Raw genomic sequence first — 20,135 nt, forward strand, 5'->3', positions numbered from 1 at the left:
TTTGCTCCTAGAGGGGATGTCGGGGATTGTTGGTTGAGGGGCGCGGCCGGGTGGGTTACTCAGCCTTCTACCGGTGGAATATGCCCAAACATTTCCTGGGCAAACCGCACGCGTTCTTCAGCCGTTTCCGTCACGCCCGCCGCCTTCAGCTCTTCAAGGCGAGCTTCTACCGCATGGGTGCGCAAGGTCAGGCCGCAATCGTTGGCGATCTGGATATTCAGCCCCGGCCGGGCATTGAGTTCCAGGATCAGCGGGCCTTTTTCCTGGTCCAGCACCATGTCCACGCCGATGTAACCCAGCCCGCACAACTCGTAGCAGCCGGCGGCGAGTTTCATGAAACCGTCCCAGTTGGGCAGTTGCACACCGTCCACCGCGTTGGTGGTGTCGGGGTGCTTGGTGATGATGTTGTTCAGCCAGGTGCCGCGCAGGGTCAGGCCGGTGGCCAGGTCCACACCGACACCAATCGCGCCCTGGTGCAGGTTGGCCTTGCCGCCGGACTGGCGGGTCGGCAAGCGCAGCATGGCCATCACCGGGTAGCCCATCAACACGATGATGCGGATATCCGGCACGCCTTCGTAGCTGATGCTCTTGAAGATCTGGTCGGGCACCACGCGGTACTCGATGAGTGCGCGGTCACGGTGGCCGCCCAGGGAATACAGGCCGGTGAGGATGCTGGAGATCTGGTGCTCGATTTCCTCATGGCTGATGATCTTGCCGGACACAGTGCGATAGCGCCCTTCAAAGCGGTCGGCGATCACCAGGATGCCGTCGCCGCCGGCGCCCTGGGCCGGCTTGATCACGAAATCGCTACGGCCACCAATGATTTCGTCGAGCTTGTCGATTTCTTTTTCGGTGGAAATGATCCCGTACATCTCTGGCACATGGATCCCGGCCGCAATCGCCCGCTCCTTGGTGATGATCTTGTCATCGACAATCGGATACAGGCTGCGCTTGTTGTACTTGAGCACGTAGTCGGCATTACGCCGGTTGATGCCCATGATGCCCCGCGCCTCCAGGGCCTTCCAGGTCTTCCAGAACCCGAACATTACGAATCAGCCTTGAGGAAGGCCTTGAAACGCACCAGCTCGGTCAGGCGGTAGCCACGGTAGCGACCCATGGCCAGCATGAAGCCCACCAGGATCAACAGGATCGCCGGGAAGGTGAACACGAAGTAGATCAGCTCCGGCACGCTCATGATGATGTGGGCCAGGGACGCGGCGAACAGGGTGCCAATCGCGACTTTCATCGCATGGCCGCCACCGCGCTCTTCCCAGGTGATGGACAGGCGTTCGATGGTCATGGTCAGGATCACCATCGGGAACAGCGCCACCGACAGGCCGCGTTCCAGGCCCAGCTTGTGGCTGAACAGGCTGATGGCCGCAATCAGCACCACGACGAAGGTCAGCACCACCGACAGCCTCGGCAGCATCTGCAACTTCAAGTGCTCCAGGTACGAGCGCAGCGACAGCCCGAGCGCCGTAATCACGGTAAACAGCACGATGCCAAAGCCCAGCTGCGTCTCGCGAAATGCCAGGGCGATCAGTACCGGGGTGAATGTACCCAGGGTTTGCAGGCCGATCAGGTTGCGCAGAATCAGGATCACCAGCACGCCAATGGGGATCATCACCATGATCATGAAGGTCTGCTGGGTTTGCAGCGGCAGGCCGTAGAGCGAGTATTCGAGGAAGTTGGCGTCGGTGTTCTCGTCCGTCAGCTTGGCCAGGCGGATCGCGTTCATCTCGCTGTTGTTCAGGCTGAAGGTCACGGCGGCTTTCTTGCCGCCATCGACGGTGATCAGGTTTTCATCGCCGGTCCACCACAGCAGGCGGTCCGAGGGCAGGCCCTGTTCGCCGGTTTCCGGGTTGAAGTACAGCCAGTCGTTGCCATTGAAGCTGCGCAGCCACAGCTCCGGGGTTTGCGGTTGGTCGGCCACCAGGCGGATGGTGTGGACTTTTTCTACCGGCACGTGGGCGATGGACAGCAGTAACTCGACGATCTTGGCCTTGTGGGGCGTCGACGGATCGCCCGCCAGCAGCAGCTTGACGTTATCGTCGTTAAGGTTGTTGGTGCGCTTGATGGCTTCGCTGATAAACGTCTCGACATCGGCCGAGTGCTGGCGGATCGGTGCCAGCAGGGCCTCGGCGGCGATTTTTTCCGGGCCTTCCACGGCAATGCTGTCGCGGAAGGTCGGGCCCTTGACCTTGACCTTCTCGCCGCTGTAGCGCTTGGTCAGCACCAGGCGGTAGTAGAGGGTCTGGTTGCCCTTGGCGCGCCGGGCCGACCAGGTGACCTTGCGGTTGCCGTCGATGCGGTTGACGCTCACCCCATAGTTATTGGAGATGAAGCTCTCATTGAGGCTGACGAAGTCGCGGCTCAGGGGCGGCACGAACATCTGGACCTTGACCGGGTCCTTGGCATTGGCGACGAACTCGACCTTGGCGTCGATGTTCCACAGGTCGTCAGTGGCGTCTTCGGTCACCGGGATGCCGAGGACGAAGATCTGATAGGCCGTGACCGAAATGCCCAGTACCACCAGGACGGCGATCAGAATCTTCAGGTGCATAGTAAGAGAGCGCATTGGAATTACTCGGCGGTATGAGCGTCGGTGGCGCAGGCAGGTTTGCCCGCTGCGTATTTAAGACTGGGGTCGACCAGCGCATCAAAGCGTTTCAAGGCTTCGGAGCCGATCAGCAGCGGATATTGGAAGGCGCTGCGGTCAGTCAAGTTCACTTCGATGCTGCGTAAAGCGGTGCCCATGCAGATGTCCAGGGCAATCACCGGACGGGCGGTGTAGTTCTTGTCCTCATCGGGGTCGTAGTCGCCGGCGCGGCGCTTGATCTTGCTGACGCGGGCCAGGGGGCGCTCGATGGGGTGCGAATGGGCGGTGTCGATGGCCAGGTAGAAGCGGACCCAGGACTCACCATTGCGCTTGAAGCGCTGAATATCCCGGGCACTCAAGGACGCAGTCTTGGCGCCGGTGTCGAGCTTGGCGGCGACTTCCAGGTCAATGCCCGCCAGCTTGGCGTATTCATTGAGGCCGTAAACCGTCTTCTCGGCAGCGATGCCAAGGCCCGGAAACATCAGTAGGCAGAACAATAGGGGGAAGGGCTTGAGTCTCATAGATCCTGAGGCGGTGCAGTGCGATGTTTGATTCAAGGCGACTGGCATTGCTGCGCAAGCTCCCTCGTGCGCCTTTTCATCCGGAGATGTCAGGCAAATGCGGCGGGCATTCTAACATGAAGGTTTTCTGGCGCCAGCGCTGGCAGCCGGCCATGCCTTGTCGCGTGCAGAGCGGGTTATTAGACGATTGTCGACAATGTGCATTTATTCTTTGACTATCAGGGGCTGATTGGCTAGTTTTTGCGGCATTGCTTTTAAAGGTGTCGACAATCATGCTGGATCAGCTGGAAATTCCGGTGGCAGGGCAGGACGATTCCCAGACGATGTCCGAGAACGTCTTCCGTCGTATCCAGGCCGCCATCGTCAAGGGCGAGATAGCCCCCGGCAGCAAGATCTCTGAGCCTGAGCTGGCGCGCACCTACGGCATCAGCCGTGGCCCGTTGCGCGAGGCGATCCACCGCCTGGAAGGCCAGCGCCTGCTGGTGCGCGTGCCCCATGTCGGCGCGCGGGTGGTGTCCCTGAGCCAGGCGGAACTGGTGGAACTCTACGAAATCCGCGAATCCCTCGAAGGCATGGCCTGCCGCCTGGCCGCCGAGCGCATGACCGACGCAGAAATCGAGGAGCTGCGCCAGGTCCTGCACACCCACGAGCGCGATGCTGCGTTCCAGGCCGGTGTTGGCTATTACCAGCAGGAAGGCGACTTCGACTTTCACTACCGGATCATCCAGGGCGCGCGTAACCGCACCTTGACCCAGATGCTGTGCGGCGAGCTGTATCAACTGGTGCGCATGTACCGCATCCAGTTCTCCGCCACCCCCAATCGTCCACGCCAGGCATTTGCCGAGCATCACCGCATTCTTGACGCGATTGCCGATCGCGACGGTGAACTGGCCGAGTTGTTGATGCGCCGTCATATCGGCGCTTCCAAACGCAATATCGCCCGTCACTTCCCCGACGGCGCCCCCTCGAGAGGTGAGTCATGAGTTCCGATAAAAACAGCACCCCAGGCCAGCGTTTCCGTGATGCGGTAGCCAGCGAACACCCGCTGCAAGTGGTTGGCGCGATCAACGCCAACCATGCCTTGCTGGCCAAGCGCGCCGGTTTCAAGGCCATTTACCTGTCCGGTGGCGGTGTCGCCGCGGGCTCCCTGGGTGTGCCGGACCTGGGCATCACCGGCCTGGATGACGTGCTGACCGACGTGCGCCGGATCACCGACGTATGCGACCTGCCGCTGCTGGTGGACGTAGACACCGGTTTCGGTTCCTCGGCGTTCAACGTGGCGCGTACCGTCAAGTCGATGATCAAGTTCGGCGCCGCCGCGATCCATATCGAAGACCAGGTGGGCGCCAAGCGCTGCGGCCATCGCCCGAATAAGGAAATCGTCTCGCAGCAGGAAATGGTCGACCGCATCAAGGCTGCCGTGGATGCCCGCACCGATGACAGCTTCGTGATCATGGCGCGCACCGACGCCCTGGCCGTGGAAGGCCTGGAGTCTGCCCTGGAACGCGCTGCCGCGTGCATCGAGGCCGGCGCCGACATGGTCTTCCCCGAGGCCATCACCGAGCTGGAGATGTACAAGCTGTTCGCCTCCCGTGTGAAGGCGCCGATCCTGGCCAACATCACGGAATTCGGCGCGACGCCGCTGTACACCACCGAACAGTTGAAATCTGCCGATGTTTCCATCGTGCTGTACCCGTTGTCGGCATTCCGCGCCATGAACAAGGCCGCCGAGAACGTCTACACCGCGATCCGTCGCGACGGCACCCAACAGAACGTGATCGACACCATGCAAACCCGCATGGAGCTTTACGATCGCATTGACTACCACACCTTCGAGCAGAAGCTCGACGCGCTGTTCGCCGCCAAGAAATAAGCGCAGCGCCTCCCAGATAACTACAAAATTGGAGAAGAACCATGGCTGAAGCAAAAGTACTCAGTGGCGCCGGCCTGCGTGGCCAGGTGGCCGGGCAGACGGCACTGTCCACCGTGGGCCAGGCCGGTGCCGGCCTGACCTATCGCGGCTACGACGTGCGTGAACTGGCCGCCGACGCGCAGTTTGAAGAAGTCGCCTACCTGCTGTTGTACGGCGAATTGCCGAGCAAGGCCGAGCTGGCGGCCTACAGCGCCAAGCTGAGCAAGCTGCGTGACCTGCCCCAGGCGCTCAAGGAAGTACTGGAGCGCATCCCCGCCGACGCCCACCCGATGGACGTGATGCGCACCGGTTGCTCGTTCCTCGGCAACATCGAGCCGGAACAAGACTTCAGCGTGCAGCGCGATGTCACCGACCGCCTGCTGGCCGCGTTCCCGGCGATCATGTGCTACTGGTACCGCTTCAGCCATGACGGCAAGCGCATCGACTGCGTGACCGACGAGCCGAGCATCGGTGGGCATTTCCTGCACCTGCTGCACGGCGAGAAGCCGAGCCCGCTGCACGAAAAAGTCATGAACGTGTCGCTGATCCTGTACGCCGAGCACGAGTTCAACGCCTCGACTTTCACCGCTCGTGTGTGTGCCTCGACCCTGTCCGACTTGTATTCCTGCGTCACCGCCGCCATCGGCTCGCTGCGCGGCCCGCTGCATGGCGGCGCCAACGAAGCGGCGATGGAAATGATCGAGCGTTTCTCCTCGGCCGAAGAAGCCGTGAAAGGCACCCTTGGCATGTTGGAGCGCAAGGACAAGATCATGGGCTTTGGCCACGCGATCTATAAAGACAACGACCCGCGTAATGAAGTGATCAAGGGCTGGTCGAAAAAACTCGCCGATGAAGTGGGCGACAAGGTGCTGTTCCCGGTCTCCGAAGCCATCGACAAAACCATGTGGGAACAGAAAAAACTGTTCCCCAACGCCGACTTCTACCATGCCTCGGCGTACCACTTCATGGGCATCCCGACCAAGCTGTTCACGCCTATCTTCGTCTGCTCGCGCCTCACCGGCTGGGCGGCGCATGTGTTCGAGCAGCGTGCCAACAACCGCATCATCCGTCCAAGCGCCGAGTACATCGGCGTCGAGCAGCGCAAGTTCGTGCCAATCGAACGTCGCTGAGTGGGATGAGCCGAGCACACTGGCGATTGTGCTTCTCTGTGGGAGCGGGCTTGCCCGCGATGACTGACTGTCAGCCAACATCATTGTCGGCTGACACACCGCTATCGCGGGCAAGCCCGCTCCCACAAAATAGCCAGGCCAGTGTCGACAGTTCGCCCTGTGAATCTACCGTGACCGAGTCCTGACGATGAACACTGAATTTCGCAAACCGCTCCCCGGCAGCCGCCTGGATTACTTCGACGCCCGTGCGGCTGTCGAGGCCATCACCCCCGGTGCCTACGCCACGCTGCCCTACACCTCCCGCGTGCTCGCCGAAAACCTGGTGCGCCGCTGCGACCCGGCGACGCTCAACGCGTCCCTGAGCCAGTTGATCGAACGCAAGCGCGACCTCGACTTTCCCTGGTTCCCGGCCCGTGTGGTATGCCATGACATCCTCGGCCAGACCGCCCTGGTGGACCTCGCCGGCCTGCGTGATGCCATCGCCCTGCAAGGGGGGGACCCGGCCCAGGTCAACCCGGTGGTGCCGACCCAACTGATCGTCGACCACTCCCTGGCGGTCGAGGCCGGTGGTTCTGACCCACAGGCCTTCGAGAAAAATCGCGCCATCGAAGACCGCCGCAACGAAGACCGTTTCCACTTTATCGAGTGGACCAAAAAGGCCTTCAAGAACGTCGATGTGATCCCGCCGGGCAACGGCATCATGCACCAGATCAACCTGGAGAAAATGTCCCCGGTGATCCAGGTGCGTGACGGCGTGGCCTTCCCGGATACTTGCGTCGGCACCGACAGCCACACCCCCCACGTCGACGCCCTGGGCGTGATCGCCATTGGCGTCGGCGGCCTGGAAGCCGAGAGTGTGATGCTTGGCCGCGCGTCGTGGATGCGCCTGCCGGAAAGCGTTGGCGTCGAACTGACGGGCAAGCTGCAACCGGGCATCACCGCCACCGACATGGTGCTGGCCCTGACCGAGTTCCTGCGCCAGCAGAAAGTCGTCGGTGCCTGGCTGGAGTTCTTCGGTGAAGGCGCTTCGGCCCTGACCCTGGGCGACCGCGCCACCATCTCCAACATGGCCCCGGAATACGGCGCCACGGCGGCGATGTTCTACATCGACGCGCAGACCATCGCCTACCTCAAGCTCACCGGTCGCGAAGACGAACAAGTCGCCCTGGTCGAGCAGTACGCACGGCACACCGGCCTGTGGGCCGATGACCTCAAGGGCGCGCAATACGAGCGTGGCCTGAGCTTCGACCTGTCCAGCGTCGTGCGCAATATGGCCGGCCCGAGCAACCCGCATGCACGTGTGGCTACCAGCGACCTGGCGGCCAAGGGCATTTCCGGGCAATGGGATGACGTGCCGGGGCAAATGCCCGACGGCGCGGTGATCATCGCTGCCATTACCAGTTGCACCAACACCAGCAACCCGCGCAACGTGATCGCCGCCGGCCTGCTGGCGCGCAATGCCAACAAGCTGGGGCTGGCCCGCAAGCCGTGGGTCAAGTCATCCCTGGCCCCGGGTTCGAAAACCGTGGCCATGTACCTCGACGAAGCCGGGCTGACCAGCGAGTTGGAGCAGTTGGGTTTTGGCGTCGTTGCCTTCGCCTGCACCACCTGCAACGGCATGTCCGGTGCACTCGACCCGGTGATCCAGCAAGAAATCATCGACCGCGACCTGTACGCCACCGCCGTGCTCTCGGGTAACCGCAACTTCGACGGGCGCATCCACCCGTACGCCAAGCAAGCGTTCCTGGCGTCGCCACCGCTGGTGGTGGCCTACGCGATTGCCGGCACCATCCGTTTCGATATCGAAAAAGACGTACTGGGCCTGGACGCGAGCGGCAAGGAAATCCGCCTGCAGGACATCTGGCCGAGCGACGAAGAAATCGACGCGGTGGTCAAGGCATCGGTCAAGCCTGAGCAGTTCCGCCAGGTCTACATCCCGATGTTCGCGATCCATGAAGACACCGGCCCGAAAGTCACCCCGCTGTACGACTGGCGCCCGCAAAGCACCTACATCCGTCGCCCGCCGTACTGGGAGGGCGCCCTGGCCGGTGCGCGTCCGCTCAAGGGCATGCGCCCGCTGGCGGTGCTGCCGGACAACATCACCACTGACCACTTGTCGCCGTCCAACGCGATCATGCTCGACAGCGCCGCCGGCGAATACCTGGCGAAAATGGGCTTGCCGGAAGTCGACTTCAACTCCTATGCAACGCACCGTGGCGACCACCTGACCGCCCAGCGCGCGACCTTTGCCAACCCCAAGCTGTTCAATGAAATGGTCCAGGAAAACGGCAAGGTCAAGCAGGGTTCCCTGGCGCGCATCGAACCGGAAGGCCGGGTCACGCGGATGTGGGAAGCCATCGAAACCTACATGGAGCGCAAGCAGCCGCTGATCATCATTGCCGGCGCCGACTACGGCCAGGGTTCGTCCCGCGACTGGGCGGCCAAGGGCGTGCGCCTGGCGGGTGTGGAAGCGATTGCCGCCGAAGGCTTCGAACGCATCCACCGCACCAACCTGGTGGGCATGGGCGTGCTGCCCCTGGAATTTTTGCCGGGCACCGACCGCAAGACCCTGCAGATCGATGGCAGCGAAACCTATGACGTAATCGGCGAGCGCACCCCGCGTGCGCAGTTGACCCTGGTGATCAACCGCAAGAATGGCGAACGTGTCGAAGTGCCAGTGACCTGCCGCCTGGACACCGCCGAAGAAGTGTCGATCTACGAGGCGGGCGGCGTGTTGCAGCGTTTTGCCCAGGACTTCCTGGAATCGGCGGCGACCGCCTGAAGAGGATAACCATGACACACGTAGCGCAAATCAAGATCGCCGCCACCTACATGCGTGGCGGCACCAGCAAGGGCGTGTTTTTCAACCTCAAGGACTTGCCCGAATCGGCCCAGGTCCCGGGGGCGGCGCGCGATGCCCTGCTGCTGCGGGTGATCGGCAGCCCCGACCCCTATGACAAGCAGATCGACGGCATGGGCGGTGCCACGTCGAGCACCAGCAAAACCGTGATCCTCGCCAAGAGCACCCGCGCCGAGCATGACGTGGACTACCTGTTTGGCCAGGTGTCCATCGACAAGCCTTTTGTCGACTGGAGCGGCAACTGCGGCAACCTGTCGGCAGCGGTGGGTGCATTCGCCATCAGTGCTGGCCTGGTGGACGCAGCGCGTATCCCCTCTAACGGCGTGGCCGTGGTGCGGGTTTGGCAGGCGAATATCGGCAAGACCATCATCGCCCATGTGCCGATCACCGACGGCGCGGTGCAGGAAACCGGCGACTTCGAGCTGGATGGCGTGACTTTCCCGGCGGCCGAAGTGCAACTGGAATTCCTCGACCCGGCAGCCGAAGAAGAGGGCGGCGGCGGTTCGATGTTCCCCACCGGCAACCTGATCGACGACCTGCAAGTGCCGGGTGTCGGCACCTTCAAGGCGACGCTGATCAACGCGGGGATCCCGACGATTTTTATCAACGCGCAAGACCTCGGCTACACCGGCACCGAGCTGCAAGGCGCGATCAATAGCGATCCGAAAGCCCTGGCCATGTTCGAGACAGTGCGGGCCCATGGGGCGTTGCGCATGGGCCTGATCAAGCACCTGGACGAAGCGGCCCAGCGCCAGCACACACCGAAGCTGGCGTTCGTGGCCAAGCCTGCGGATTACCTGGCCTCCAGTGGCAAGGCGATCAAGGCCGGCGATGTGGACCTGCTGGTGCGGGCGCTGTCCATGGGCAAGCTGCACCACGCGATGATGGGCACGGCCGCGGTGGCGATTGGCACGGCGGCGGCGATTTCCGGGACGCTGGTCAACCTCGCGGCGGGCGGTGTGGAACGCAATGCGGTGCGCTTCGGGCATCCGTCCGGCACCTTGCGCGTGGGCGCAGAGGCCAGCCAGGTCAACGGCGAATGGGTGGTGAAGAAGGCCATCATGAGCCGCAGTGCACGGGTCTTGATGGAAGGCTACGTGCGCGTGCCCGGCGACGCATTCTAAAGCCGGCCCCCATGTGTGAGTGGGCTTGTGTGGGAGCGGGCTTGCCCGCGATTGCGGCGTGTCAGTCACGCAGATACCAACTGATCCAGCGCTATCGCGGGCAAGCCCGCTCCCACAAGGGAGCGTCAGCGGCCTCTGGATTTATGTACGAGAGCAGGCATTCAGACCTGCCACAAACGACCAACCCTGAGCCTGAGGAAGGAACACACCCACCTATTTTGGAGTACTGCCATGAGCGCCAACGTCGACCAGAACAACCGCCCCGACTATGATCAGGTTTTGCAGGACATCGCCGATTACGTCCTCAACTACCGCATCGACTCACGGGACGCCCTGGACACCGCCCGCAACTGCCTGATGGACACCCTCGGCTGCGGCCTGCTGGCCCTGCGCTTTCCTGAGTGCACCAAGCATTTGGGACCGATTGTCGAAGGCACAGTGGTGCCGTTCGGTGCCCGGGTGCCGGGTACGTCCCATCGCCTGGACCCGGTCAAGGCCGCGTGGGACATCGGCTGCATCGTGCGTTGGCTCGATTACAACGACACCTGGCTCGCCGCCGAATGGGGCCATCCTTCGGATAACCTCGGCGGCATCCTGGCCGTTGCCGATCACCTGTCACAAAAACGCGTGGCCCATGGCGAGGCGCCGCTGACCGTGCGCGCGGTGCTGGAAGCGATGATCATGGCCCACGAAATCCAGGGCGTGATTGCCCTGGAAAACTCCTTCAACCGCGTCGGCCTCGACCATGTGCTGCTGGTCAAAGTCGCCTCTACGGCGGTTTGCGCCAAGTTGATGGGTGCCAATCGTGAGCAACTGCTGGCGGCGTTGTCCCAGGCGTTTGTCGATGGGCAGGCGCTGCGCACTTACCGTCACGCGCCGAATGCCGGGTCGCGCAAGTCGTGGGCGGCGGGGGATGCGTCGAGCCGTGGCGTGCGCCTGGCGGATATCGCCCTGCGCGGCGAAATGGGCATCCCGGGTGTGTTGAGCGCGCCGCAATGGGGTTTTTATGACGTGCTGTTCAGCCACACCAACAAGGACCTGGCCCTCAAACCTGAGGGCAAGCGCGCGTTCAGCCTGCCCCAGCCCTATGGCACTTATGTGATGGAAAACGTGCTGTTCAAGATCAGCTTTCCCGCCGAATTCCACGCCCAGACCGCCTGTGAAGCCGCCGTCACCTTGTACCCGCAGGTCAAGCAGCGCTTGCATGAAATCGAGCGCATCGTGATCACCACCCACGAGTCGGCCATTCGCATCATTTCCAAGGTCGGCCAACTGGCTAATGCGGCCGACCGCGACCACTGCCTGCAATACATGACCGCTGTGCCCCTGGCGTTTGGCAACCTGGTGGCCGAGCAGTACGAAGATGAATTCCATGCCGCACACCCGATCATCGATGAGTTACGCAAAAAAATGGTCATCGTCGAAGACCCGCGTTACAGCCGCGAATACCTGGAAGCTGACAAGCGTTCCATTGCCAACGCCGTGCAGGTGTTTTTCACCGATGGTTCGAGCACCGAACAGGTCGCGGTGGAATACCCGATTGGCCATCGTCGGCGCCGGGCGGATGGCATTCCGTTGCTGGAAGACAAGTTCAAGGCCAACCTGGCGACACGCTTCACTGCGCAGCGCAGCGCTGAGATTTTTGCACTGTGCAAGGACCAGGCACGGCTGGAAGGGACGCCGGTGAATCGGTTTGTGGATCTGTGGGTGATGTAATAAAAGCCGCTGCAAGGTGGCAGGATTTGCAGTCGACACACTTTGCCAATCGTATGTCCTACATCTTCGGAACCGTCTTCAGATAATTGCCAATCAGGTAGCCAGATGACCTTTTGTACCGGGTCGTCTGGCAAGCAAGACCTGTGAATTAAATGAGAGGTTCGCCATGACTAGCGTAAACCAGCAGCAGTACGCGCCCTACCACGGCTATGAAATGCCCTCCAAGCCTGCATCCGCGCAGTCCGAAAACAGCGCCAAAACCCAGACTCCAGCAGATTCAGCATCCCCTCGAAAGCCTATGACTGCACAGCAGCGCGGGCAGTTTGCGGCCCACAAGGGCTTGGTCAACTCACCGTCATCTGCGACCAATACCGCCCCGGCCCAGCTCGCACAGCTTTCCCAGCAAAACAATCAGCTGCGCGACCAGCTTAACCAGTTGGTGGCCAAGTTCTCGCCGATAATCACCGCGCTGCAGCAGCAAGTGGCTGAGCTGGCTCAGCAAGTCAACACGATGCAAAAACCGCAGAAAGAGGACGCTCCATCCAATCAGGGCGCGGGTGAAAAACCAGCGGCTCGGCAGGACAACACAGCGGTGCAGCAGGACGGAACAGCGCCTGCAGCATCGGCCCGCGCAGAAAGTACGCCGGCTTCAGGCCCCGAAGCGCCGGGTAATCTTGAGCAGTTGACTGCTGAAAACGACCAACTGCGTGAAACGGTCGAGCGGTTGCAAACCCAGTTCACGACGGTGGTTACCAGGCTGCAAGAGCAGATCCAGGCGTTGAGCCAGAAAATAACGGGGGCCGGTACTTCCGCAAATCAGGCTCCTAGCGCAGGCCCGAAGGCTGACAGCAATGCCGCGTCGGACTCTGCGCCGGCTGAGCAAGCGCCCCGTGCCAAGGACGCCACCCCATCGGCCCAGGCCGATGAAGCCACGGCGCCGTCGGCCCGCAGTGTTGATGATCTTATGCGCGAGAACGAGCAATTGCGCGCTCGCATCGATCAAATGATGACTGAGTTCACCCAGGTGATTTCCCAACTGCAACAGCAAATAGCGCAATTGAGTGCCCAGGTCAAAGCCCAGTCGAAGTAAGGGCAAACGCGTCGATAAGGGGAGGCTGGGCCTCCCTGTTGGCTGCTTGCCGATTCACTCGAACCGCAGGATCACCCGTCGGTTGTGCTTGCTCTTCTTCTCGATTTTTTCGCAGAACACCCGACCGATTTCCTCGGTGTTGACCACATGGGTGCCGCCACACGGCTGGATATCGATGTCGGCAATTTCTATCACCCGTACCGCGCCCTGGATCACCGGAGGCGCGACGGCCTGGGTGCGGGTGATTTGCAGCAGGGTGGAATATTCGGAGGCCGGCATCGACAGCGACTTGACCCCATGGGCCTGCTCGATCAAGGCATTGAGGTCGCGGGTGATGCTTTCCTTGTCGAGGGTCATTTCCGGCAGGTCGAAGTCCAGGCGGCCCTTGTCGGCGCTGATGCTGCAACCGGTTACCGGTGCGTCGATGATCGAGCACAACAGATGCAGGCAGGTGTGCATTTTCATGTGTTGGTAGCGACGCTCCCAGTTCAGGCCGGCATCTACCTGTACCCCCGCACGCAATGACTCGGGGCAGTGTTCCACTTGGTGCCAGATGATCGAGCGCAGGACCGGGTCGCGTACGGTGCCGGTCACATTGACCCGGCTGCCGTCCGGCAGGGTGAAGTAACCGGTATCGCCGGGTTGCCCACCGCCGGTGGGGTAGAACAGCGTGTGTTCGAGGGCCACGCCCTGTTCGCTGACGGCGATTACCCGGGCGCTGAAGGCGTTCTGGTAAGGCGCGCTGTCGAACAGCGCCAAGGTTTCCATGGTGTGTACGGACATGTTCATCCTCCAACGATCAGTGGGCTGGTTTGCAGCAGGCGCCGCACCATTGCGCTCAGCCCGGGTGGGGAGAGCAGGGTGACCTCGAACCTCGGTCCGCACACCTTCAGGTTCAGCGGCAGGCGCGGGGGGTAGGTGGGGGCCTGCAGCGTGCGCAGGCGAAACTGCAGGTGATGACGCTCCTTGACCGTGGGTTCCAGCACCAGGCCTGACAGTGGGTGGAAGTCGGCATCCAGCACCGTGACCCGGTAGCTGATGTTGACTTCGCCGACCACGTGCAGGCGCTCGTCGAGGGCAAATGCCCCGAGGTAATTGCTGGCGTCAGCTTCGTCGTTTTTCTGCAACTGGATCTGGTTGACCACCTTGACCTTGGTGCCCGCGGGCACGTCCTGGGTGATGACACAGGAGGGGCTGATAAACACGTTGTCGCCAATCAGCACATACCCGAGCACCCTCGCGCCCGCGCCGACTTCCACGTTGTTGCCCAGGCGTGGGTGACGCTTGCCGTCCGGGTTGTTGGCGATGCCCCGGGCGCCCAGGGTCACGCCACACAGGATGTAGCAGTCATTGCCGATCTCGCAGGTCTCGCCGACCACCGTGCCAAAGCCATGATCCAGGACGAAGCGCCGGCCAATGCGGGCGGCGGGGTGGATTTCGGCGCCGGACAGGATCTTGCCCTGGTTGCTCAACGTCAGCGCGATCGCACAGAACTGGCCGTGGGCCTGGTCGGGTAGATTCCATACCCGATGCGCCAGCCGGTAATACAGCACGGCCTTGAATGAGGCGTAGGACTCCAGGATCAGTTCGCCGCGGCCCCTGGACGCCGGATCGCGCCAGGCATAGGCGATCAAGTCCTCGGCCACCTCCTGCGCGGCGGGCTGGATCAACGCCGCCAGGTGTGGCTGCAACTGTGCCATCTGCGCCGGCGACAGGGTCTTGATGAGGTGGGTCAGCAGCTCATCGTGCAGCTGTTGCATGTCGATAAAGCCTCCCATGGAAGGCACCCCCGTAATTGTCGTTATTCGAAGCAGGGCAGATAACTGTCGGCGCTGTCGTACACCATGGTCAGGACGACGGTGTCGGTGGGCAGTTCCGGTGCGAGCTTGGCGATGGCCACCATATTGGCGGCCGACGACAGCCCCAGGCTGATGGCATCGGTACGCATGATGCGTTTCATCATTTCCAGGCAATCGAGGCGCGAGACCTTGAGCATGCCGTCCAGCACGTTCAGGTTGAGAATGCTCGGGATCAGGCCGATGGACAGGCCCTGGATATGATGCGGCGCATGGCTATCACTTAGCAGGTCGCACTCCTCGGGCTCCACGCCCATCACGCGGATCTGCGGCCAGGTGGCCTTGAGGATTTCACCGATCCCGGTGATGTGGCCCCCGGTGCCTATCCCGCTGACGAAATAGTCGACCTGGCGCTCGCCAAAGGCACGGATGATTTCCGGGGCGGTGGTGTCGCGGTGGGTCTGGGGGTTGGCGCCGTTGCGCTGTTGGTTGAGCATGACGAAGCTGGGGTTTTCCAGCTGCAACTCCATGCACTTTTCGCCATGGGAGTTATTGCCCAGGCGGCTATCGGACAGCACCACCTTGGCGCCATACAGGCGCAGCAGCTTTTGCTTTTCGGGGCTGTAGTTGTCGGGAATCACCAGCACCACTTTGTAGCCCAGCACGTTGCCGGCCATCACCAGGCCGATGCCCGTGTTGCCGCCGCTGGGTTCGATGATGGTTTGCCCCGAATCGCGAATCAGGATGCCCCGGCGCTCGGCGTCGAGGATCATTCCCAGGGCAATCCGTGCCTTGTGGCTACCGCCCGGGTTCAGGGATTCAAGCTTGGCGAAGACCTCGATGCCGAGGTCTTCGGAGAATTGTTCCAGGCGCACGATAGGCGTTTGGCCAATGGCGTCGAGTATGGAGTTATGCAGCATCGGATAAGTACCCCAAGGCCTGTGGTCAGTACAACGGCATGTCGGGTTCGACGTCGCGTACCCAGTGTTTCATGCCGCCTTGCAGCACCCGGGTGTTGGCAAAGCCTGCGGCCAGCAACGTACTGGCGGCTTGCTCGGCGCGGCTGCCGGCATAGCAGATCAGGTAATGGGTGTTGTCACGGCTGAGGGTATCGAGTTGCTCGTCGAGCTGGGCCAGGGGGATGTGCACCACGCCGGGCAGTTGGCAGACCTCCAGCTCGCTGGCGTCGCGTACATCCAGCAGGATATCGGCGCTGCGGCGCTGCTCCAGCAGTTGCTTGAGCACCTGGGGCTTGATGTAGTGCTCTTCTGCCAGGCCCTGGGGGCCGCGGAGGGTATCGGCACACACGGCGGCGGGTTGGTGTTCTTCACGCAAGTCGGAACAGCACGGGCAGTCGGCGCGGCGCTTGAAACGCAGTTCACTGAATTTCATGGCCAGGGCATCAAAGCGCATCAACCGGCCGGACAAGGATTCGCCGAGGCCGATCAACAGCTTGATCGCCTCGGTGGCCTGGATCATCCCGACCACACCGGGCAATACACCGATCACCCCACCGGCGCTGCAATTGGGCGCCAGTTCCGCGGGTGGCGCGTGGGGGTACAGGCAGCGGTAGCAGGGCCCGCCTTGATAGTTGAACACGCTGATCTGGCCGTCGAAGCGGTAGATCGCGCCGTACACCAACGGCTTGCCCAACTGTACGCAGGCATCATTGACCTGGTAGCGGGTCTCGAAGTTGTCAGTACCATCGATCACCAGGTCGTAGGCGCCGACCAGTTCCAGGGCGTTGTCGGCATTCAGCGCGGTGTCGTAGGTGTTGATTCGGATATGGGCGTTGAGGTCCTGCAGCCGGCGCTTGGCGGATTCGACCTTGGGCAGGCCCAGGGTGCTGTTGCCGTGCACGACCTGGCGTTGCAGGTTGCTGCTTTCCACCACATCGAAGTCCACCAGCCCCAGGGTGCCGATGCCGGCTGCGGCCAGGTACAGGCTGATGGGCGAGCCCAGGCCACCGGTACCGATGATCAGCACCTTGGCTTTCTTCAGGTTCAGTTGCCCTTCGCGGCCGACGCCGGGCAGGGTGATATGGCGCACATAGCGCTGCACTTCCTCGTTGCTCAGGGACTCGATGTCCATGCCGCCGGAGGTGGCGAGCAGCACTTCGATTTTTGCTTTTTCGGGCAGCGGCTCGTCGGGATCGATCAGTTCTTTCCCGGTCGTGAACAGGAAGTGTTCCTTTAGCCGGCCGTTGTTCTCGTGGAACAGGTGCGCCCGCAGATGCGGGTAGCGGGCACAGAGGCCTTCAATGACTTCGCGCAATGTCGATCCGGCACCCTCGAGGGTCGATTCTGGCAACTTGGCCACACGGGCCAGGATGTCGGGGAAAGAGACAGCGTTCATGTACAACTCCGTTTGCAGGTCGTTGAAGGGGTTGAGGGCGAAGTGCGTGCCATCCCAGGCAAACAGCTTCGACCCAAGGGCCTTGCCCTGGCGAACATCCACCACCAGGTAGCTGACGGGGTAGATCGGTTCCCCCATGTAGAGGGCCTTGCCCTGATCCTCGTCGCTGAAATAGGCACCGACATCCGGGTGGGAGTGGTAGATCACCACCACCGGGTTATCCGTGCGAAAGGCCTTGTTCATCAGCAGCGTGTCGGTCACCGAGAAGGTGTAGCCGTTGGCCGCGCTGCGGGGGTAGGCCTCGGGGTTCTTGCGGTGTAACTCGTTCTGGATATTGCTGCCCAGGTACACACTGCCGTCGGCGAAGACAAAGCCGCAGCACTCTTCGGGGTAGGTGCTGCTGGCGTGGGCGTAGATCTGTGCCAGGGCGGTTTGGCGGAGGACGTCCATGTTTCTCTCGCGTGGTGGGGAAAGGGTCAATTGGGTTTTGCCAGCAGCTTTTCGATCGGCAACTTGGTGATGGCAAAGCCGACCAGCAGGATCGCCGAATACAGCATCAGGTCCCGGGACAGTTCCAGGCCTTCGTACCAGGCGCCGATGATCACGGCGAACACCGGGAAAATAATGAAGACGAATGACAGGATGATCGGGCTCAGGCGCTTGAGCAGCATGAAGTACACGATAAACCCACCGACCGAGGCCACCAGGCCCAGGTAGAACAGGGCGCTCCAGGAACGCAGGGTAATGGCCTCGAAGGTCGGGGATTCAAACCACAGCCCGGCGACGAACAGCATCAGCCCGGCAATCCCGATGGGCAGCGTGTTGTAGGTGATCACGCTGATGGCGCTGCCTTTTTGCTTGGTAATGACATAGCACAAGGCATGCATGATCGCGGCGCTCAGAATGGCCAGGACGCCGAAGAACTCGGCATGGTCAAGGTGCAGCCCCTGGCTCTTGATGATCATGTACAGGCTGGCGAAACCGATGCCGATCCCCACGACCTGGGAAAAGTAGATGCGCTCGCGCAGGAACAGCGCGGAGAAGATCAGGATGAACACCGGCATGCAACTGAACAGCAGGGCGGTGAGGCCGGACGAGACGTGCATCTCGCCATAGTTGAGCAGGTAGTAGGGCACGCTGAAATAGCAAAGGGTCACGAACACAAAGAACCAGCGGCTTTCCCGTGGAAACAGGATCGGCTCGCGACGCAGGAAGGCAAAACACAGGAACAGCGGGAAGGCGATCAAAAAGCGCAGGCCCGCCGACGTCAGGGGCGGCACGCTTTCCACGGCGATCTTGATCCCCAGCCAGGTGGTGCCCCAGCTCAGGCAGACAATCAGGAACATCACACTGGTGATCAGGCCAGCCAGCCATTGTTTGGGGGATTTGGTTTTTTCGGAATTTTCGAGAACGGCGGACATTGGCATCGTTTATTGCTTCCCTGAGCCGGAATTGAACTCTATATTGGACTTGTAATTAGAGGTTTCACCCGGTGATTGAACCCGTAAAAGCACACTATTAGGGCGAATGATGGCTGTCAAAACAAATATTGACATGGTGTCAATTATGCGGGAGGGACTGTCCAGTGGGCAGGGCGTGAAGTACAAACGCCTGTCTGATGTGATGGAGCGGGGCATCCTCGAGGGCTTGATCGAACCAGGGCGCAAACTGCCGCCTCATCGGGTGCTTTCCGACAACCTGGGGGTGACCATCGGCACGATCAGCCGCGCCTACGGCGAACTGGAACGCCTGGGCCTGGTGGTGGCGCGGGTGGGCGACGGCACATTCGTGCGCAAGCGTGGGATGGAGCGCCAGCGCGACGAAGGCTTTCGCAACGTCAGCGAGGAACCGCGCCAGTACTTCGATATGAGCCGCAATATGCACATCCCGGGGCAGGAGACCACGTTCCTGGCCCAGAGCTTTGAAACCCTGGCCACCAATGCCAAGTTCCTGCAGGACATCAGTGCCTACACCCCGGACGCCGGCTTGCCCCGCTACCGCGCGGCGGGCGCGCAATGGTTGGTGCAGCGTGATTTTCATCCGATTCCCGAGCAGGTCATCTGTGTCAACGGCGGCCAGCATGGTTTGTTGTGCGCGTTGATGGCGTTGGTGCGCGCGGGCGATACGGTCGTCACCGAGCAGTTGACCTATCCCGGTCTGATCACTGCCGCACGGATGCTTGGCATCCGCCTGATCGGCCTGGAAATGGACGAGGAGGGTGTGCTGCCGACGGCCCTGGAGGAGGTGTGTCGTAATCACCGGGTTTCTGCCCTGTACTGCACGCCGACTATCCAGAATCCGACGACGGCGGTCTTGTCGGTTGCCCGTCGCGAGGCGCTGGTCAGGGTCTGCCGTGAGCACAACCTGCTGATCCTGGAGGACGAGGCCCATGGTGTGTTGGTGGAGGATCGCCCGCCGCCCCTGAGTCATTTTGCCCCGGAGCGCACGATTCTGATCAGCAGCCTGAGCAAGGCGGTATCGGCGGGCTTGCGCGTGGGGTATGTGCATGCGCCGCCGGCGTTGGTCAGCCGTATTTCCGCAGCGCTGCGCTCAACCTGTTGGATGGCCACCCCTGTGACCCTGGAACTGGCCACGCAGTGGATTGAAAACGGCACGGCAGCGCATCTGTTGCGTCAGCAGATCCACGAAATCAGCCGGCGCAAGGCGTTGGTCGAGGACCTGCTGAGCGGCCTGGAATACCGGACGCACCCCAATAGCCCGCACTTCTGGATTGAAGTCCCGGAGCCATGGCGTGCGTCGGAAATCGAGGCTGAGCTCAAGCAGAACAATTACCTGATCGCGACGGCCGAGGCCTTCGCCGTGGGGCAGACGGCCGTGCCGCAGTTTATTCGGGCGAGTATCTGCAATACGTCTGGGGATGATCAGCTGCTAAGGGCAGGGTTTGATGCGCTGGCCACGGCGCTGGGGCAGGGTGGGGACCGGTTTCATCTGTGAGGCTGGGTTATCGTTGATCGCAGGCAAGTCGCACCGCAGCTCCCGCATTTGACGTGTGAACCCGATCAAATGTGGGA

Annotated in this window: 16 protein-coding genes; 8 read left to right on the plus strand and 8 right to left on the minus strand. The window is 61.8% G+C overall.

The window, feature by feature from the left end:
• Positions 1–59 precede the first annotated feature (59 nt).
• From HBO19_RS14200 to HBO19_RS14210, 3 genes are read right to left on the minus strand one after another with little or no spacing between them, the layout of a single operon-like run.
• A complete protein-coding gene (locus HBO19_RS14200; RefSeq protein ID WP_170057719.1) occupies positions 60–1,046 on the minus strand; it encodes an alpha-L-glutamate ligase-like protein in 987 nt (328 codons plus the stop codon).
• Positions 1,046–2,578, minus strand: coding sequence for an inactive transglutaminase family protein (locus HBO19_RS14205; RefSeq protein ID WP_169954258.1), 1,533 nt, complete (start codon positions 2,576–2,578; stop codon positions 1,046–1,048). The genes HBO19_RS14200 and HBO19_RS14205 overlap by 1 nt, the downstream gene beginning before the upstream one ends.
• A 5-nt stretch (positions 2,579–2,583) precedes the next feature.
• The gene (locus HBO19_RS14210; protein ID WP_170057720.1) at positions 2,584–3,120 is read right to left on the minus strand and encodes an ATP-dependent zinc protease; all 537 of its coding nucleotides are present in this window, start codon (positions 3,118–3,120) and stop codon (positions 2,584–2,586) included.
• Positions 3,121–3,392: 272 nt separating this feature from the next.
• Here HBO19_RS14210 and HBO19_RS14215 point away from each other — a divergent pair, with 272 nt between their 5' ends.
• The 7 genes from HBO19_RS14215 (at position 3,393) to HBO19_RS14245 (ending at position 12,952) form a co-directional block, all read left to right on the plus strand.
• Positions 3,393–4,103 carry a GntR family transcriptional regulator gene (locus HBO19_RS14215; protein WP_169954257.1) on the plus strand — a complete coding sequence of 237 codons (711 nt, stop codon included), beginning with the start codon at positions 3,393–3,395 and terminating at the stop codon, positions 4,101–4,103.
• On the plus strand, positions 4,100–4,993 hold the full coding sequence (gene prpB, locus HBO19_RS14220; protein WP_169954256.1) for a methylisocitrate lyase: 894 nt from the start codon (positions 4,100–4,102) through the stop codon (positions 4,991–4,993). Before HBO19_RS14215 ends, prpB begins: the two co-directional genes overlap by 4 nt.
• 41 nt (positions 4,994–5,034) lie before the next feature.
• Positions 5,035–6,162 (plus strand): 2-methylcitrate synthase, encoded by a 1,128-nt coding sequence (prpC, locus tag HBO19_RS14225; RefSeq protein WP_170057721.1) that lies wholly within the window; start codon positions 5,035–5,037, stop codon positions 6,160–6,162.
• Between the two features lie 187 nt (positions 6,163–6,349).
• Entirely contained in the window at positions 6,350–8,944 is a 2,595-nt protein-coding gene (acnD, locus tag HBO19_RS14230) for a Fe/S-dependent 2-methylisocitrate dehydratase AcnD (RefSeq protein ID WP_169954300.1), read from the plus strand.
• A gap of 11 nt (positions 8,945–8,955) precedes the next feature.
• On the plus strand, positions 8,956–10,146 hold the full coding sequence (prpF, locus tag HBO19_RS14235; RefSeq protein ID WP_169954253.1) for a 2-methylaconitate cis-trans isomerase PrpF: 1,191 nt from the start codon (positions 8,956–8,958) through the stop codon (positions 10,144–10,146).
• Positions 10,147–10,377: 231 nt separating this feature from the next.
• On the plus strand, positions 10,378–11,862 hold the full coding sequence (gene prpD / locus HBO19_RS14240; RefSeq protein WP_170057722.1) for a 2-methylcitrate dehydratase: 1,485 nt from the start codon (positions 10,378–10,380) through the stop codon (positions 11,860–11,862).
• A gap of 166 nt (positions 11,863–12,028) precedes the next feature.
• Positions 12,029–12,952, plus strand: coding sequence for a hypothetical protein (locus HBO19_RS14245; protein ID WP_170057723.1), 924 nt, complete (start codon positions 12,029–12,031; stop codon positions 12,950–12,952).
• A gap of 54 nt (positions 12,953–13,006) precedes the next feature.
• On the opposite strand, the gene HBO19_RS14250 is transcribed toward HBO19_RS14245, so the two are convergent.
• Genes HBO19_RS14250 through HBO19_RS14270 form a run of 5 tightly spaced genes read right to left on the minus strand, consistent with a single transcriptional unit; the run spans position 13,007 to position 18,473 of the window.
• Positions 13,007–13,735, minus strand: a complete 729-nt coding sequence (locus tag HBO19_RS14250; RefSeq protein ID WP_169954250.1) for an alanyl-tRNA editing protein — start codon at positions 13,733–13,735, stop codon at positions 13,007–13,009.
• A gap of 2 nt (positions 13,736–13,737) precedes the next feature.
• Complete coding sequence (locus HBO19_RS14255; RefSeq protein WP_170057724.1) at positions 13,738–14,730, minus strand: serine O-acetyltransferase; 993 nt, start codon at positions 14,728–14,730, stop codon at positions 13,738–13,740.
• A 23-nt stretch (positions 14,731–14,753) separates the two neighbouring features.
• Complete coding sequence (locus HBO19_RS14260; protein ID WP_169954248.1) at positions 14,754–15,668, minus strand: PLP-dependent cysteine synthase family protein; 915 nt, start codon at positions 15,666–15,668, stop codon at positions 14,754–14,756.
• A 25-nt stretch (positions 15,669–15,693) separates the two neighbouring features.
• A complete protein-coding gene (moeB, locus tag HBO19_RS14265) occupies positions 15,694–17,553 on the minus strand; it encodes a molybdopterin-synthase adenylyltransferase MoeB (RefSeq protein ID WP_170057725.1) in 1,860 nt (619 codons plus the stop codon).
• A 26-nt stretch (positions 17,554–17,579) separates the two neighbouring features.
• Positions 17,580–18,473: an EamA family transporter gene (locus HBO19_RS14270; protein ID WP_169954285.1), complete on the minus strand. Its 894-nt coding sequence runs from the start codon at positions 18,471–18,473 to the stop codon at positions 17,580–17,582.
• 196 nt (positions 18,474–18,669) lie between these two features.
• Between HBO19_RS14270 and HBO19_RS14275 the strand changes: the two genes are divergently transcribed.
• Complete coding sequence (locus HBO19_RS14275; RefSeq protein WP_275941745.1) at positions 18,670–20,058, plus strand: PLP-dependent aminotransferase family protein; 1,389 nt, start codon at positions 18,670–18,672, stop codon at positions 20,056–20,058.
• Positions 20,059–20,135 lie beyond the last annotated feature (77 nt).

This window comes from Pseudomonas sp. WS 5021 (assembly GCF_012985535.1).
In the GTDB taxonomy this organism is placed as follows: Bacteria; Pseudomonadota; Gammaproteobacteria; order Pseudomonadales; family Pseudomonadaceae; genus Aquipseudomonas.

Bases quoted from the DNA above. Each gene is read 5' to 3' on its own strand.
- HBO19_RS14205 (WP_169954258.1), bottom strand. From the start codon at position 2,578: ATGCGCTCTCTTACTATGCACCTGAAGATTCTGATCGCCGTCCTGGTG.
- HBO19_RS14215 (WP_169954257.1), top strand. From the start codon at position 3,393: ATGCTGGATCAGCTGGAAATTCCGGTGGCAGGGCAGGACGATTCCCAG.
- moeB (WP_170057725.1), bottom strand. From the start codon at position 17,553: ATGGACGTCCTCCGCCAAACCGCCCTGGCACAGATCTACGCCCACGCC.
- prpC (WP_170057721.1), top strand. From the start codon at position 5,035: ATGGCTGAAGCAAAAGTACTCAGTGGCGCCGGCCTGCGTGGCCAGGTG.
- HBO19_RS14210 (WP_170057720.1), bottom strand. From the start codon at position 3,120: ATGAGACTCAAGCCCTTCCCCCTATTGTTCTGCCTACTGATGTTTCCG.
- HBO19_RS14255 (WP_170057724.1), bottom strand. From the start codon at position 14,730: ATGGGAGGCTTTATCGACATGCAACAGCTGCACGATGAGCTGCTGACC.
- HBO19_RS14250 (WP_169954250.1), bottom strand. From the start codon at position 13,735: ATGTCCGTACACACCATGGAAACCTTGGCGCTGTTCGACAGCGCGCCT.
- HBO19_RS14275 (WP_275941745.1), top strand. From the start codon at position 18,670: ATGCGGGAGGGACTGTCCAGTGGGCAGGGCGTGAAGTACAAACGCCTG.
- acnD (WP_169954300.1), top strand. From the start codon at position 6,350: ATGAACACTGAATTTCGCAAACCGCTCCCCGGCAGCCGCCTGGATTAC.
- HBO19_RS14200 (WP_170057719.1), bottom strand. From the start codon at position 1,046: ATGTTCGGGTTCTGGAAGACCTGGAAGGCCCTGGAGGCGCGGGGCATC.
- HBO19_RS14260 (WP_169954248.1), bottom strand. From the start codon at position 15,668: ATGCTGCATAACTCCATACTCGACGCCATTGGCCAAACGCCTATCGTG.
- HBO19_RS14245 (WP_170057723.1), top strand. From the start codon at position 12,029: ATGACTAGCGTAAACCAGCAGCAGTACGCGCCCTACCACGGCTATGAA.
- prpB (WP_169954256.1), top strand. From the start codon at position 4,100: ATGAGTTCCGATAAAAACAGCACCCCAGGCCAGCGTTTCCGTGATGCG.
- prpD (WP_170057722.1), top strand. From the start codon at position 10,378: ATGAGCGCCAACGTCGACCAGAACAACCGCCCCGACTATGATCAGGTT.
- prpF (WP_169954253.1), top strand. From the start codon at position 8,956: ATGACACACGTAGCGCAAATCAAGATCGCCGCCACCTACATGCGTGGC.